We start from the raw sequence: 14610 nt of genomic DNA on the forward strand, positions 1-14610 counted from the left end.
CGAGGAGAAGCAGGTGCCCAGAGCGCTGCTCCTGACCGGCGACGCCGCCGAGGAGCTCGACACCATGTATCCCTACTATCGCGTGCAGGAGGGCGGCTGGGACGTTGACGTCTCGTCACGGACGATGCGTGACGTTCAGCTGGTCATCCACGAGTTCGACCCCAACTCCGACGCCTACGTGGAGAAGAACGGCCGGAAGTTGCCGGTCGACGTGCCCTGGGCCGAGGTAGACGTCGAGCGCTATGACGCCCTCATCATCCCTGGGGGACGTGCCCCCGAGTGGATCAGGGTCGACGCCGACGTCAGGCGCATCACCGAGCACTTCTTCGCGCGCAACCTCCCGATCGCGCTGGTGTGCCACGGCGCGCAGGTGCCAGCCGTGTACGGGCTGCTGAAGGGTCGGAAGACGGCGTGCTTCCCCCCCATCACCGGTGACATGGAGAACGCGGGCGCGACGGTCATCGACGCTCCCGACGTCGTGGACGGCAACCTCGTCTCCTGCCGGGGCTGGCCCGACATGCCGCAGTTCGGCAGGGTGATGATGGAGGTCTTCTCGAAGTCCATCAACTCCGCATCGGCATGAGCACACCTGGGGTGTCTCGGTGACGGCACTTCGGACCGTCACAGTCGACGGCTCCCCCGTCCACGTCCTGGAGAGCGGCACCGGGCCCGCGGTGCTGATGCTGCACGGCTCCGGACCCGGTACGACCGGATCCGGAGCCTGGGCAACGACGGCACAGGCGCTGGGCACGTCCTGGCACCTGGTGGCTCCTGACCAGGCGGGGTTCGGCCGTACACCAATCCCGGCGGGCTCCAGGGGTGGGCTCCGGCTGTGGACGGAGCAGGCCGCGGGCCTGATGGATGCTCTCGGTGTCGAGCACTACGCCGTGGTGGGCCACTCCATGGGTGGTGCCGTGGCGCTGGCGTTGGCGGCCGCGCGTCCCCAGCAGGTCACCCGTGTCGTGGCGGTCTCGACGATGGGCGCCCCCGGGGCGCCGCTGTCCGCCGAGCTCGACGCGGTCTGGGCCGCCCCCGCCGGCCCGCTCGGGGCACGAGACATGTTGAGTCGCCTCGTCTTCGACCAAGCGCTCGTGACCGAGTCGGCCGTTGCTGCCCGTGCAGCTGCGATGCGAGCGGGGGCGGCCACATTCGCGTCGTTGTTCCCTCCACCTAGGGCACGTTGGGCCGACGAGCTCACCCTCTCGGCGCAAACGCTGGCAGGGGTCCGCGCGCCCGTGCTGCTCGTCCACGGCGCCGAGGACCGAGTCACCCCGCTCGGGACGGCAGCCCTGCCCCTGCTCGAACACCTGGCCGATGTCCGTCTGCACGTGCTCGGCCGATGCGGGCACGTGCCGGCGCTCGAGCACCCGCACGACTTCAGGCGACTCCTGTCGTGCTTCCTCGGCCGGGAACGAGGTCACTAATTGCTGCGACAGGTCCGCAGCCCGTGCTCAAGCAGATCAGCATGAAGCAGGCGTGATCCGCGCAGAAGCTAGCGCCCTCCCCGAGACCGAGCCATGACGAGGCAGTGGCCGAGGTCATCGCTCGACATGGTCGCATCGACATCCTCGTGAACAACGCCGGACGTAGACACGTCGGTGCCGTGGAGGAAACCGGCGAGGCCGAGCAGCGGACCCTGTTCGAGGTCCACTTCTTCGGCCCGCCGCGCTGACCCGCGCCGCCCTTCCCCACCTGCGGGCACGGCGGTCCGGCGCGATCGTGCAGGTCAGCAGCATGGGAGGACGATTGTCGTTCGCGGGAATCTCCGCCTACAGCGCGACGAAGTTCGCGCTCGAAGGCTTCTCCGAAGCGCTACGGGCCGAGGTCGCCCATTGGGCGTAACCGTGCTCATCGTCGAGCCGGGCAACTTCCGCACCGGACTGCTCGCCGCGTCCGGCGAGAGATTGAATGAGACCGAGGGTCGCGCGCGGCGCCGGCGGGCAGCTCGCTGTCCTTGAACTGGGCCACGCCTGGCCTGGCGTGACATCGGGTCATCCCGGCGACGTGGGCGTGTACGACCCTGTTGCCTAATTCTGGTCGCGTCGGCGTGTTCGCATGATGATGATCGTTGGGGCCTGGAAGGGTGCGTTCCGGTTGAGTGTCCTGTGATCCTGCCCCCGGAATGAGGTCCTCGATGTCGATGCGCCCGCGTGCGCTGCCGGTTGTTCCCGAGCAGACGGCGGCGGTGGCCAGGGCGGCGTTTCGACACGGGTCGCTGGCGATGCGGGTCCGTGACGAGTTGGGCGAGGTGTTCTTCGATGGCGCGTTCCTGGACGGGTTCGGGATCCGGGGCAGGCCCGGGATCTCGCCCGGACAGTTGGCGATGGTCACCGTGTTGCAGTTCGCGGAGCTCCGTTGCGTGGGCCCGGCACGGGCGACGCGGTGCCACACCCGCTCGGCGTAACCGCGCTCCGCCAGTGCGGCGAGTGGCTGGTTGAGCAATCCGATCAGATTCCGGAAATCCCGCCCGCCTTCCGGACGGAGCACCGGCTCCAGCTCGGCCGGATGCCGCCACCCGACGACGTGCGGGTTGACGTGCTCGTTGGCCCGGCCTGGGCCGTACAGGTAGTACAGCAACCCGCCGACGCGCCGCCCGCGCATCACCTTTCCGATCATCGGATCGCCTTCCGGACCGCATCCGCGATTCCGTCCAGCCGCTGCACCGCCCGCAGACACGCGGCGTACGGAACGAGGTTGCCGGGATCAGTGCCGGTCGCGTTGAGCGCCGCGCCGGCCTGGTTGAGGTTGACCCCGATGCGGCGCACCTGGCCAGCGGCGTGCATCAGCTCGATCAGGGCCTCGCGCAGCGGGTCGGGCATCGGCGGGTTCACCATCCGCGCCGCCGCGAGGGCCGCCTCTGCCGCATACGCCCCGTGCGCCAGCGCGGCCGTGCGGAGGTCGGCGTACTCCTCCTCGGTCAGCACGAACTTCACCACGTGCGGCCGCGGCACCACCTGACGTTGACGCCGCCGCTGCCGCACCTGCCTGGACCCCGTGCTGGACCCGGTGTCCTCTCCCCCATCGGACATGCTCGTGACCGCTCCCCCGACGACCGCGCCCGGTCGCTATCGATCAGAACCCACCGCCGTACCAGTGGCGGGAGTGGGCGGTTCTGATCACGAATGTCCCCCGCTGCATCCCGCCGGATGCAGCGGTAATGGGACATTACAAATATCTTGCTCCCGCCCTGCGGGCCTCAGACTGCGGGTGCAGCGCCGTGCACCGACTGCCGCCATTCCAACGCCTCGGGCACGTCGCGGTACTCCAGCAGGTGCTGGGCTGTGATCCTGCGGGGGACAGAGAAGAGCTCTCTCCCGAACGAACGGCAGGACTAACAGCAGGCGGGGGCGCGAAACGGCCGCGCGAGGCTACCTCTCGTCATGGGCGAAAGCTGAGGGATGGAGTTCCAGATTCCGAGCTGGTTCTGCCTGCCAGGGAGCCGCACGTCGGCGACAATCTGCATATCGTCGGTTGCGGCCAGCAACAGAGGGTGGGCGCTCCGCGCTGCCTCACCCCGCACTGCTATGAAGGATGTCGAGGCGGAGTGAACCATCCCTGGGCCATCTACCTGCGGGCGCGGCATGACGCATCATCACCATGGGACAGCGGTGCGGCACCGACCTCGTCTGCCCTGCCCGCCGAGGAGGTACCTTCAGACGGCGGGCTGAACGGAGCGCTGCTTCCGCAGTTCTTTCTTGAGGATCTTTCCGGTGGCGCTGATCGGCAGGGCGGAGACGAACTCCACCGACCGCGGCTTCTTGTACGAGCTCAGGCGCTCGGCCGCGAACGCGATGAGCTCCTGCTCACTGATCGTGCTGCCGGCCCTGCGACACACGACCGCGTGGATGGCCTCACCCCACTGCGGGTGCGGCACCCCGATCACGGCCACCTGCTGGACGTCGTGGTGCTGCTCCAGAACACGCTCCACCTCGACGCTGAAGACGTTGATCCCACCGGTGATGATCATGTCCTTCAACCGGTCGACGATCGTGATGAAGCCTTCACTGTCGATCACCGCGAGATCGCCGGTCTTGAACCAGGAACTCTCGCGGCTGCGGTCGGTCTCCTCCGGCATCCGGAAGTATCCCGGGGAGATCGTCGGCCCCGACATCCAGATCTCGCCCGCGGTCTTCCCGTCGTGAGGGACGTCGTCGCCCTCCGGGCCGACGACGCGCAGGTTGATCAGCGTTTCCGGCTTCCCGATCGAGGCCAACTGCCGGACCTGCTGTTCGGTGCCCTCCGTGAACAGGTTCTGCGGTCGCAGGATCGTGCCACAGGAATAGCTTTCCGCCATGCCATAGATGGGATTGAAGACGTCGCCCATCAGTTCGCGTGCCCGCTTGAGGACGGGAGCCGGAAATGGCGATCCTCCGGACATGATCCCGCGCAGTGAGGACAAATCGTACTGCACGATATCCGGATTCGACACGACCATCTGCACCATGGTCGGCACGATTATCGTGTGAGTGACCCGGTATTCCTGTACCAGCTTGGGGAATTCCGCGGGGTCGAACGCGGGCGGAACGATCGTGCGGCCGCCCTTCAACAGGACCGGGTGCAGGCCCGCCGGCCCACCGGGATTGAAGAAGTAGGGAATGTTCTGCAGAGCCGTCCCGGCTTCGGGAATATCCAACTCGGCGGCGTAGGTGACAATCGCGGAGATGGCGTTCCTATGGGTCAAGATGGTGGCCTTCGGGATACCGGTGGTCCCACTCGTGGCGCCCAACTGGTAAATGTCGTCTTCGCTGACAGCCACCCGCGGCTCGTCCGCTCCGGCAGCCGCGATCAGTTCCTCGAGATCGAGGTCCAGTCCATGCCCGGAGCCGAATCCGATGACGTACTTGACCGACTGGACGGCCGGCAGCCACCCCTGCGCGTTTTCCACCAGGTCGGCGTGCACCAGGACAGCGGCCGGCTCCACGTAGGACAGGTACGAGGTCATCTCGTACGGCGCGAGCCGGACGTTCGTGGGTGCGCCGATCACTCCTGACTTGGCACAGGCGAAGAAGAACTCGACGTACTCACCGCAGTTCGGCGCGTATATGGCTACACGGTCGCCCTTCGACAGGCCCAGTCCGAGCAGGGCATTGGCGAATCGGTTGGTCCTTGCGTCCAACTCCCGCCAGGTGCGGCGTACGCGGCCTGGGAGGACAACCGCGTCCCTGTTTGGAAAGAATTGCGCGTTACGTCGGACGATGTCGCTGACCAACATGGTTCTCACACCCCTGAGCCGTGCCGTACTGCCCTTCTCCGGATGGCTTCACACTCTATAGCAATCTTACGGTGAACGTAAGATGTTGACTCAGTCGTTCTCTAATCATCACGACCGCGGTCACCACACTCCTCGGACATCGATGGTTCGGATATCGCGGTAATGGCAGGAGCGGTCGCCCACTGTGTACGCGAACTCGGGAATCCATCCGATACCCCTGGTCGAGGGTGCGTCGCATTGCGATCGGACGACGAACAAGAGAGGTCAGAGAAATCGCCTCGCGCACGCCGCTACGGACGCCGGCCGGCCTCCCACTGTTCCCGGAGCAGGCGCTTGAGAATTTTCCCGTTGCCACTGACGGGAAACTCGCCGACGAAACTGACAGATCGGGGCTTCTTGTAATGGGCGAGACGCGCCGCGGCGAATTCGAGCAACTCCGCCTCCGGCACATCGCCGCCGGGCCGGGTCCGGACCACCGCGTGGATCGCCTCTCCCCACGTGGGATGAGGAACTCCGATGACGGCGGCCTGCTCGACATCGGGGTGTTGAAGCAACGCCCGTTCGACCTCGATGCTGAAGACGTTGATGCCACCGGTGATGATCATGTCCTTGAGCCGGTCGACGATCATGACGAAGCCTTCCGCATCGATGACAGCCATATCACCGGTGGCGAACCACCGGCCATTCCTGCCGGCCGCGGTCTCTTCCGGCATCCGGAAGTACCCGGCCGAAACCGTGTCGCTCGCCAGCCAGATCTCTCCGGCGGTGCCGCCGTCGTGCGGTACGTCCCGCTCCCCCCAGCGGTCCTGTTCAGGCTGGACGACGCGAACATTCGTGAGGACCATCGGCTTCCCCACCGACGAGAGTTGGGCGACCTGCTGAGGCGTGCCTTCGGAGAACTGGTTCTGCGGCCGGAGGATCGTCGCGCAGGAGTAGCTTTCCGCCATGCCGTATATCGGATAGAAGACATCGCCCATCGATTGCCGGCCGCGGGCGAGCAAGGGGCCGGGAAAGGGAGATCCCCCGGTGTTGATCGCCCGCAGACTGCTCATGTCGTACGAGGCGACATCCGGCTCGTTCAACACCATCTGCAGCATGGTCGGCACAAGCACGGTGTGCGTGACGCAGTATCGGGGGATCGCCTCGAGAAACGCCCGCGGCGCGAAGGCCTTCGGGATCACCAGGCGCCCACCCTTCATGAGGACCGGGTGCAGTCCGGCCGCGCCACCCGGGTTGAAGAAGTAGGGGATGCACTGCAGGGCGGTTTCCCGTTCCCGCACAGGGATCTCGGCCAGCCAGCTCACCATCGCGGCGATGGCGTTGCGATGGCTCAACATGGCGGCCTTGGGGATGCCGGTCGTCCCGCTGGTTGCGCCCAGTTGGTAGACGTCGGACTCGGTGATCGCGACGTCCGGCTCCCCAGGTGCGGCACCGGCGATCAGCTCTTCGAGGTCGCGCCCGAAGCCGTGGCCCTCCCCGATCCCGATCACCTCACGCAGAGAGGGGAGATCATCCAGCCAGGACCGGGCGAAGTCGGCAAGATCTGCGTGGACCAGGATGGCGACCGGCTGAACGTACGACAGATAGGAGACGATCTCGTGCCCGGCGAGCCGGATGTTGGTAGCCGCCCCGATCACTCCCGATTTCGCGCAACCGAAGAAGAAATCGAGGTATTCGGCGCAGTTCGGCGCCAGGATCGCGAGCCGATCGCCCTTGACCAGTCCCAGACCATGCAGCGCGTTCGCGAACCGGTCGGTCCGCTCGTCGAGTTCCCGCCAGCTGATGTGCCGCTCGCCCGGCACCACGACGGCGCCATGTGAGCCGAAAAACGTGGCGTTCCGCCGGACGATGTCACCGACCAGCATGGTCTGACTCCCTGCAGTTCGATTCGCTACGAGCGACGCGCCGCGGCTCCCCGCCTCGGGTCGCGCTGGACGCCCTTCATCGATCTCGTACGTCAATGGTGAAATATCTTACGTTGAACGTCAAGAAGCTAGCAGAAACGTTTCTCCGTCAGACGACACCGGTTCCGGTGGCGGGCAGGACAGGGCCGGGCCCATCCGGCCCGCCCGCCGTTCAGTCCGCGACGACGTTCGGGTGCGGGTACCAGCGTTCCTTTCCCACCCCCTTCCGGTGGAGGAAGCCGAACGACCGCTCGACAAAGCGCCAGCCGTCCTGCTCGGCCCTGACGAGGCGGTCGGTGTAGACGCCGGTGAACTCGAAGGTGTCGCCGGCGGAGTCCGCGCCCCTCTCGGTGATGTACCAGGTCGCCGTCGCCGTGCTCCCCGAAACGTCGACGTGCCCGCTGTGGGTCAACTGGATGAGCCGGGTGAAGTTCGTCAGCAAACCGGCCAGCAGGTCGCCGATCGCTTCATGGCCGACGGCCGACGGCACACCGGGCACGTGCCACGCGCCATCCTGCGTGAAAAGCACGGCCACTTCCTTCGGGGCACGCCGGTTGACCGCGTCGGTGAAACGGGCGGCGAGGTCCCGGATTTCGAGCTGACCGCGGAGATCGTCGGATGTCATGCTCTCTCTCCTCTAGCGGAATTCGTCAGGGGTTCTTCAGAGACTCGTGACAGCTCGTCGGAGCCGGTCAGGGACTTGGACTGCCGGAGCCGTTCGGGCCCTTGCCGGCGAGGACGTCTTCGATGGTGTAGTCGCGGGCCGGGCCATAGTTCGGGCCGGGACGCACGATCTGGAGCAAGGTGCCGAAGGCTTCGCGCGGGTGGAGGAAGACCTCGTGCCAGTCGGCATCCGCCGCGGACGCACCGTGCACCCGGTAGCCGAGTCCCTCCAGTGTCGCGATGGTCCCGGTCATCTCCCTCGTCACGGTGAATGTGAGGTGGTGCAGCCCACCCAGCGGGCCCCGCCGGAAGAAGCTGTCCAGGAACGTCGATCCCGGGAGCGGTTCGAGAAGCTCGATCTTCCCCCCGCCCCGGAATTTGAGCTGTACACCCCGGTAGCCGACCCGCACGTTGTCGCCGCCCAGATAGAACTCGCCACCGAGCATGTCCTGGTAGAGCGGCAGCAGGTCACGGATTCTGTGGGCCGCCACCGCCGCGTGGTCGAACGCGGCGTCCAGGGGAAGCAAGGGAACGGCGGGGATCGAGGGGATCATGAGCCGCCCTTGGCGAGCTGCTTGGCGATCACGTTGCGCATGACCTGGTTCGTCCCACCGGCAATCTCGTACAGCTTGGTCTCGCGCCAGTACCGCTCCATCCCGTACTCGACCATGTAGCTGTAACCACCGAGGATCTGCATGCCGCGGGCCGCGCACCTGCTGCCGGCCTCGGAGCCGTACACCTTGGCCATGGACGCCTCCAGCCTGCAGTCCAGGCCCTGCTCCAGCCGCCAGGCCGCGTGCCAGGTGATCAGCCGGGCGGTCTGCACGTCCATCGCCATGTCGGCGAGCATGTGCCCGACCGCCTGATGCTCGATGATCGGCTTGCCGAACTGGACACGCTCCTTGGCGTACTTCAGCGCCATGTCCAGCGCGCCCTGGCCGAGACCAGTGCCCTCCGCGCCGACGTAGATCCGTTCGGCGTCGAGAAGCCCAAAGATGATCTTCACGCCGTCGCCCAGCTCACCGACGAGATTCTCCTTGGGCACACGGACGTCGTTGAAGAAGACCTCGCACGTGTGGGTGGACTGGCCGGCCAGCTTACGCAGCGGCCGTACGGACAGTCCCTCGCCATCCCGCGGAACAAGCAGCACGGACATGCCCCTCGACGCCGGCGCGTCGGGATCGGTTCGCACGAACGCGAAGATGTAGTCGGCGGTGTCCGCACCGGTCGTGAACACCTTCTGACCGCGGACCACGAAATCGTCGCCGTCCCGCACCGCCCGGGTGGACAGGTGGGTGAGGTCCGACCCGGCCTCGGGCTCCGAAAGGCCCATCGCCATGCGCATCGTCCCGGCCGCGACCTGCGGCAGGATCTCCTTCTTCTGCTCCTCGGTGCCGAATCGGTAGACGCCCTTCGCACAGAACGTGGCCGTGGGCAGCCAGGCGTAGGCCAGGGCGGCGCTGGCCCTCGCGATCTCCTCCACCGCGATGCAGATGGAGATCTGGTCCGCGTCGCTGCCGCCGTACTCCTCGCCGAACGCCATCCCGCACAGGCCAAGTTCGGCCACCTTGCGATAGAGGTCGGAGTTGAACTCCTCCTCCCGGTCGAAGCGTGCGACCACGTCGACCGGCGCCTCCACCTCGAAGAACTCTCGCAACGTCTGCCGCAACTGCTGGTGCTCACTGCTGATGGTGAAGTCCATGCCGCCTCCTGCTGGCTTGATGGTGCCGCCTCATCAGGCCCGGACGCGCTTCACGGCCGGCCGGGCAACGCGCACACGAAGTTCGCTTGTTCCTGAATGTGCCGTCTTGTTCAACTCTTGATAGATCCGCACCATGGTGCACCTTTCAGGGTTGATCGTCCAGGTTCACTCACCCCCTGGCGCTCCCGGCCCGCTCACTGTAACGTGATTTGACGCTCAACGTAATATGTCAATCTGCGTCTTTCCGATGAGGTGGTATGCGCTACCTTGATCTGATCCGGGGCCCCGTGGCCCGGTTCGGCGGCCAGACCGCCGTGGTAGAGGGCGACCGGCGGATCACCTTCGGCGAACTGGACGACCGGGTAGGACGACTCGGCTCGGTCTTCCGCACCCTGGGCCTGGTCCCCGGCGACCGGGTGGCACTCCTGGCCGCCAACGAACTGGAATATCTGGAGATACAGGCGGCGTGCCTGCGCTCCGGCTTCGCCCTGGTCCCGCTGAACATCCGTCTCGCGCAGCGGGAGCTGGAGTTCATCCTGTCCGACTGCGCACCCGGTCTGCTGATCGCGGGACGAGGTGAAACCGAGCGCGCGGCCGCCCTCGCTGCGGACACCGGGGTCTCGCACGTCCTCGGCCTGGGCTCCCCGGTCGCCGTCCCCTCCTACGACAGCGCGCTGCGGGCCGCCGTCCCCGCCCCCGACGCCGACCCCGACGACCCCGAGCTGCCCGCCACCATCCTGTACACCTCCGGCACGACCGGCTCACCCAAGGGTGCTGTCGTCGACCGGCTCGGCTTCACCGCCCGCGTGATGACCAACGCGGCCGAGCTGGAGGTGCAGTCCGGTGACGTGCACCAGGCCAGCCTCCCCATGTTCCACATCGCCGCATTCCTCTCCTACGCCCACACGGTCGTCGGCGGCACGGTGGTCATGCTGCCGGAGTTCTCGCCGGAACTCGCCCTGCGCACGATGGAGCGGGAACGAGTCACCACCACCGTCCTGGTTCCCACGATCATCGCGATGCTCCTGGAGAGCCCGGTCGTCGACGAGGTCGACCTCTCCGCGCTGCGACTGATCATCTATGGCGGATCGTCCATCCAGCCGGGGCCGCTGCGACGCGCCATCGAGCGCTTCGGCTGCGGCTTCCATCAGCAGTACGGCATGACCGAAACCGGCGGGCAGACGATTCTGCGCCCGGCCGACCATGATCCGGCGGACACCGAGCGGCTTGCCTCGGCCGGCGCGGAGGCGATCGGTCTCGAGGTGCTGGTGGTCGACGACGCGGACAAACCGGTGCCGCAGGGGGAGATCGGCGAGATCGTCTGTCGGGGACCCTCGGTGATGCTCGGCTACTGGAACCGGCCCGAGGCCACCGCCGAGACGCTGCGCGGCGGCTGGATGCACACGGGCGACATGGGATACCGGGACGGCCGGGGCTATCTCCACATCACCGACCGCCGCCACGACATGATCATCACCGGTGGGGAGAACGTCTACCCGCGGGAGGTGGAGGCGGTGCTGGCCGAGCACCCGGACATCGTCGAGGCGGCGGTGGTCGGAACCCCGGATCCCAAATGGGGACAACTGGTCACCGCCGTCCTGGTCGGCGAGAAGGTCCCCGCCGACGCCGAGCTGAGCGCCTGGGCCAAGGAGCGACTGGCCGCCTACAAGGTGCCCCGCCGCTGGGTCCGTACAGAAGAACTGCCGCGCAACGTCACGGGCAAAGTGCTCAAGCACCGGTTGCGGGCGATGCTGTCGAGCTGACGGACGGCGCCCGGCACGTGCGCCGGAAAACGGCTTCGGCCCGTGACACCCTTTCGGGGGCCACGGGCCGAAGCCGTACCGGGCGGCGCCCTCGGCAGCCTTACTCGCCGCGGAACTCCGGCGGGCGCCGCTGCAGGAAGGCCCGTACGCCTTCGGTGAAGTCGTGGGTCTTCCACAGCTCGGTCACCCGCTGCTGCTCCAGGTCCAGCTGCTCCTCCAGACCCAGTACGGTCGCCCGGTCGACCAGCTCCCGCACCCGTGTCAGAGCCAGCGGAGGAGCGGTCGCCAGTGAAGCGGCCAGCTCCTGGGCGGCCCGCAACGCCGAGCCGTCCGGCACCGGCGGTTCGGCCAGGCCCAGCGCCGCCGCGTCCACCGCGCTCACCGGCTGGTTGCGCAGCAGCAGGGACAGGGCGCGGGCCGAGCCCAGCATCCGGGTCAGGAAGTACGAAACACCACCGTCCGGCGACGATCCGATCCCCATGTAGCCGGGGATCAGGCGGGCGCTCTCGGCGAGGACCCGGATGTCGGCGCAGAGGGCGAGCCCCATTCCTGCCCCGACCGCGGGCCCCTCGATGGCGGCGACCAGTGGCACCGGCAGGCGACGCAGTCGCTTGAGCGAGGCGTGCAGTCCTTCGACCAGCGGCGTGAGCACGGGGGCCGGCTCTCCTGCCAACGCCTGGTCGACCAAGGCGAGGTCGGCGCCGGCGCAGAACGCCGGGCCACGCCCGGCCAGCACCAGGGCGCGGGCCCCCTGCTCGACCAGGGCAGCCGCCGCCGAGCCCAGCGACCCGGCGAGATCGACGGTGAGCGCGTTCATCCGGCCGGGGCGGTTCAGCTCGATGGTGCCCACCCGGCCGGTGAGCGATATCTCCAAAGACACGGGGACTCCTTCAGTCGGCTCAGTACCCGATGGTGCTCAGGCCGTGATCCATGCACATGTAGGGGACGCCCATACCGAGGCGTACGAAGGTGGCGTCGCGGGTCCCATCCGGGCCGAGCTCGCTCAGCAGCGGAAAGGACGTGCAGATGTACTCGGCGTCGATGAAGACGGAGTAGTACCTGATCCGCTCCTCGTCGATCCGCGGGCCGCCCGCCTTCTCGTAGGCCTCGAACATCTCCTCACGCGGCAGCAGGGCGTCCGCGCCCCGCCACAGCGCCGAGGCCCAGTCCTTCATGGGATCGCCCAAGTGGGCCTGCTCCCAGTCGGTGAGGGCCACCACCCGGTCCCCTTCGTAGATGAAGTTGCCGACGCCGACGTCACCCCAGACGAGCGAGGTTCGCGAGACCTCGGTGGGCACGTTCCGCTTCAACCAGGAGAACAGGGCCTCCACCACGGGCATCGGCTCCGGGTCGGCGGCGCGGTAGGCCTGCTCGTAGTGGGCCAGCTCCAGCAGCGCGCAGTCTTCCGGCCGCTGCGGCACCGCCATGAACTCCCCCAGCCCCGCGCTCGCCCAGTCGAGGGTGTGGACGGCCGCCAGCCGCTCGGCCAGATGCCGGCCGATCCGGCGGCGCATCTCCTCCCCGCCCGGGGCGAACAGCCTGCCGGCCGAGGCGCTCCCCGGCACCGTACGGCGGATGTAGAACGGCGCCCGCCCGATCAGGGACTCGTCGGTCTCATACCACAGCGCCTCGGCGACCGGAACCGGGGTCGGGGTGAGCGCGGCGAAGGTGCGGTACTCCCGCTCGAGGCTGACCGGCACCACCGAACCCTCGGGGTGGTCGACCCGGATCGTCAGCGCGTCGCGGAACTCCTCGCCGTCCCGCACACCGGTGACCTCGGCGAACCAGGTCTCCCTGGACATCCCGCCGACGTTCCGCTTCAGGGAGACGACCGTGAGGGTGTCGGCCCCCAGCCGGTCGCGCAGGTACGCGCCGACGCGCTCGGCATCCAGCCCCGGCGCGGCGTTCCTCCCGGCGCTCACGAGGCCAGCGGCCGGAACGACATGAACAGCGGCTCCACCATGGGCCTGGTCCGGTCCACCTGCCGTCGCACCAAGCGGTACACCTCGTCTCTCAGTTCCCTTACGGCGGGATCGGCGGGGTCGGCGCCCTCGGCGTCGTCCAGCCACCGCATCACCGCGACGACCACGCCCCGCAGCTCCTCGTTGCGGACGGTGGCGTCCTCGGACCGGTCGCCGGCCCGGCCCGCGGCGCCCGCCACGATCTCGGCCAGCTCCTCCCACCGCGGACGGCCGCCCTGGCCGGAGCGTTCCGCCAGGGCGGCGGCGCGCCCGCCCGTCGCCGCGAGGACCGTCAGCATGTCGGCGCTGTCCTCCGCCAGGGCGTCCCCCTCCGCGGCGAGGCGCAGCTGCAGATGCTGGAGGACGAGATCCATCGCGGTGCAGACATAGCGGGCCCAGCGATCCTCGACCTTGGGCAGCAGGCTTTCGTTGAGGGACAGGCGGAGGCTGTCCAGCAGGTCATCCGGTGACGGTCGCACAGGCACCTCTCGGGTCGGGACTCAGCGCTCGTGTTGAATCTAACGTAATGCGTTAAGGCCCCACAAGGAGAGGCAATCTTGTCTTACTCTTGACGTTCTTAGTTAGATTTCACTCATGGAACTGCCAGCGACGATGAGCTCAGGGGGCGGCCAACGCGGCGGCACCTGGGACAAGACCATCTCCCACTTCCTGCCGGCTTCGACGGTCACGGCAGAGGAGGCCGACCGGTACTACCTGCGGGTGCACACCCGCTTCGCCCGGCACTTCCTCCGGGAGAAGAGCCAGGTGATCAGCTACCACATCAACCAGGCCACAGCCGAGTACGATCTGCTCGGCGGCTGGGAACGACGGCCACAGGCGTTCCGCTATGTGGTGCTGCGTTACCTGCCCGGCCGTGGACTCGACTACACCGACGACCTCCGCGAGACGGTCGTGGCGGACCACCGCCTGTTCCTGCGCGAACTGCGCCCCTTCCGGGTCCGCGAGGAGGTCCTGCTCGACCGGCTGACCGGACAGACCGCCCTGGAGAAGTACCTCTTCGAGTTCGACCGCGCGGACGGCGTCGACGTGGCCGCCGCCCGGGAGCATCTGGACGGCTGCCTGGCCGTGCTGGCCGAGGAGGCGTCGTCGGCCTTCGGCATCCGGCAGATCCTGGTCAACCACGTGATCGGCGAGCAGGCGACGGCGCCCGTCGACGAGCCCGGACAGCGGCCGCTCCCCCGGATACTTCCGTCGACCTCCTGCCAGGCGTTCCTGGAGCTCTACTTCGACCAGCGGGAGTGGGCCGAGGAGTTCTTCGCCCGGCCGGTCGTCCGCGCGGTGCTCCAGGATCGGTTCTGGGCCGCGGCGCACGGCTACCGGGTCGAGGAGCAGTGTGGCCTCGATCGGCGGTGAGGCGGTGACCGGGCCCGCCCCGCATTCCACC

The 14610-nt window shown here is 67.8% G+C and carries 16 protein-coding genes; 7 read left to right on the top strand and 9 right to left on the bottom strand.

Translation table 11 applies throughout. The features are described 5' to 3' along the window. Nucleotides 1-13 precede the first annotated feature (13 nt). From ACQEVJ_RS28270 to ACQEVJ_RS28290, 5 genes are all read left to right on the top strand, one after another. Entirely contained in the window at nt 14-583 is a 570-nt protein-coding gene (locus tag ACQEVJ_RS28270) for a DJ-1/PfpI family protein (RefSeq protein ID WP_041952814.1), read from the top strand. 19 nt (nt 584-602) lie between these two features. Then, nucleotides 603-1424: an alpha/beta fold hydrolase gene (locus ACQEVJ_RS28275; RefSeq protein WP_433106165.1), complete on the top strand. Its 822-nt coding sequence runs from the start codon at nt 603-605 to the stop codon at nt 1422-1424. Nucleotides 1425-1528: 104 nt separating this feature from the next. After that, on the top strand, nt 1529-1672 hold the full coding sequence (locus ACQEVJ_RS28280; protein WP_433106167.1) for an SDR family NAD(P)-dependent oxidoreductase: 144 nt from the start codon (nt 1529-1531) through the stop codon (nt 1670-1672). A 47-nt stretch (nt 1673-1719) separates the two neighbouring features. Further along, entirely contained in the window at nt 1720-1842 is a 123-nt protein-coding gene (locus ACQEVJ_RS28285) for an SDR family NAD(P)-dependent oxidoreductase (protein ID WP_433106169.1), read from the top strand. 292 nt (nt 1843-2134) lie between these two features. Then, on the top strand, nt 2135-2404 hold the full coding sequence (locus ACQEVJ_RS28290; RefSeq protein WP_433106171.1) for a hypothetical protein: 270 nt from the start codon (nt 2135-2137) through the stop codon (nt 2402-2404). 208 nt (nt 2405-2612) lie between these two features. Here the strand turns inward: ACQEVJ_RS28290 and ACQEVJ_RS28295 are convergent, their stop codons facing one another. The 6 genes from ACQEVJ_RS28295 to ACQEVJ_RS28320 all read right to left on the bottom strand — a co-directional run bounded on the left by ACQEVJ_RS28295 (nt 2613) and on the right by ACQEVJ_RS28320 (nt 9481). After that, nucleotides 2613-3029: a hypothetical protein gene (locus ACQEVJ_RS28295; protein ID WP_433106173.1), complete on the bottom strand. Its 417-nt coding sequence runs from the start codon at nt 3027-3029 to the stop codon at nt 2613-2615. A gap of 623 nt (nt 3030-3652) precedes the next feature. Next, nucleotides 3653-5212 (bottom strand): class I adenylate-forming enzyme family protein, encoded by a 1560-nt coding sequence (locus tag ACQEVJ_RS28300; protein WP_433106175.1) that lies wholly within the window; start codon nt 5210-5212, stop codon nt 3653-3655. Nucleotides 5213-5502: 290 nt separating this feature from the next. Then, nucleotides 5503-7077: a class I adenylate-forming enzyme family protein gene (locus ACQEVJ_RS28305; protein WP_433106177.1), complete on the bottom strand. Its 1575-nt coding sequence runs from the start codon at nt 7075-7077 to the stop codon at nt 5503-5505. Nucleotides 7078-7288: 211 nt separating this feature from the next. Then, nucleotides 7289-7741: a nuclear transport factor 2 family protein gene (locus tag ACQEVJ_RS28310; RefSeq protein ID WP_433106179.1), complete on the bottom strand. Its 453-nt coding sequence runs from the start codon at nt 7739-7741 to the stop codon at nt 7289-7291. Between the two features lie 67 nt (nt 7742-7808). Then, nucleotides 7809-8333: a VOC family protein gene (locus ACQEVJ_RS28315; RefSeq protein ID WP_433106181.1), complete on the bottom strand. Its 525-nt coding sequence runs from the start codon at nt 8331-8333 to the stop codon at nt 7809-7811. Next, entirely contained in the window at nt 8330-9481 is a 1152-nt protein-coding gene (locus tag ACQEVJ_RS28320) for an acyl-CoA dehydrogenase family protein (RefSeq protein WP_433106183.1), read from the bottom strand. Before ACQEVJ_RS28320 ends, ACQEVJ_RS28315 begins: the two co-directional genes overlap by 4 nt. A gap of 257 nt (nt 9482-9738) precedes the next feature. Here ACQEVJ_RS28320 and ACQEVJ_RS28325 point away from each other — a divergent pair, with 257 nt between their 5' ends. Then, entirely contained in the window at nt 9739-11244 is a 1506-nt protein-coding gene (locus ACQEVJ_RS28325) for a class I adenylate-forming enzyme family protein (RefSeq protein WP_433106185.1), read from the top strand. A 100-nt stretch (nt 11245-11344) separates the two neighbouring features. Here the strand turns inward: ACQEVJ_RS28325 and ACQEVJ_RS28330 are convergent, their stop codons facing one another. From ACQEVJ_RS28330 to ACQEVJ_RS28340, 3 genes are read right to left on the bottom strand one after another with little or no spacing between them, the layout of a single operon-like run. After that, the gene (locus ACQEVJ_RS28330; protein WP_433106187.1) at nt 11345-12124 is read right to left on the bottom strand and encodes an enoyl-CoA hydratase/isomerase family protein; all 780 of its coding nucleotides are present in this window, start codon (nt 12122-12124) and stop codon (nt 11345-11347) included. Between the two features lie 19 nt (nt 12125-12143). Next, the gene (locus tag ACQEVJ_RS28335; protein ID WP_433106189.1) at nt 12144-13166 is read right to left on the bottom strand and encodes a phosphotransferase family protein; all 1023 of its coding nucleotides are present in this window, start codon (nt 13164-13166) and stop codon (nt 12144-12146) included. Then, nucleotides 13163-13684, bottom strand: coding sequence for a hypothetical protein (locus ACQEVJ_RS28340; RefSeq protein ID WP_433106191.1), 522 nt, complete (start codon nt 13682-13684; stop codon nt 13163-13165). The genes ACQEVJ_RS28335 and ACQEVJ_RS28340 overlap by 4 nt, the downstream gene beginning before the upstream one ends. Nucleotides 13685-13799: 115 nt before the next feature. Between ACQEVJ_RS28340 and ACQEVJ_RS28345 the strand changes: the two genes are divergently transcribed. After that, nucleotides 13800-14579, top strand: coding sequence for a hypothetical protein (locus ACQEVJ_RS28345; RefSeq protein WP_433106193.1), 780 nt, complete (start codon nt 13800-13802; stop codon nt 14577-14579). Nucleotides 14580-14610 lie beyond the last annotated feature (31 nt).

The organism is Microbispora sp. CA-102843, from assembly GCF_050936215.1.
Lineage (GTDB): Bacteria > Actinomycetota > Actinomycetes > Streptosporangiales > Streptosporangiaceae > Microbispora.

Coding starts and splice junctions, on each gene's coding strand:
- ACQEVJ_RS28325 (WP_433106185.1), top strand. CDS start 9,739: ATGCGCTACCTTGATCTGATCCGGGGCCCCGTGGCCCGGTTCGGCGGC.
- ACQEVJ_RS28295 (WP_433106173.1), bottom strand. CDS start 3,029: ATGTCCGATGGGGGAGAGGACACCGGGTCCAGCACGGGGTCCAGGCAG.
- ACQEVJ_RS28320 (WP_433106183.1), bottom strand. CDS start 9,481: ATGGACTTCACCATCAGCAGTGAGCACCAGCAGTTGCGGCAGACGTTG.
- ACQEVJ_RS28310 (WP_433106179.1), bottom strand. CDS start 7,741: ATGACATCCGACGATCTCCGCGGTCAGCTCGAAATCCGGGACCTCGCC.
- ACQEVJ_RS28290 (WP_433106171.1), top strand. CDS start 2,135: ATGTCGATGCGCCCGCGTGCGCTGCCGGTTGTTCCCGAGCAGACGGCG.
- ACQEVJ_RS28305 (WP_433106177.1), bottom strand. CDS start 7,077: ATGCTGGTCGGTGACATCGTCCGGCGGAACGCCACGTTTTTCGGCTCA.
- ACQEVJ_RS28300 (WP_433106175.1), bottom strand. CDS start 5,212: ATGTTGGTCAGCGACATCGTCCGACGTAACGCGCAATTCTTTCCAAAC.
- ACQEVJ_RS28345 (WP_433106193.1), top strand. CDS start 13,800: ATGGAACTGCCAGCGACGATGAGCTCAGGGGGCGGCCAACGCGGCGGC.
- ACQEVJ_RS28315 (WP_433106181.1), bottom strand. CDS start 8,333: ATGATCCCCTCGATCCCCGCCGTTCCCTTGCTTCCCCTGGACGCCGCG.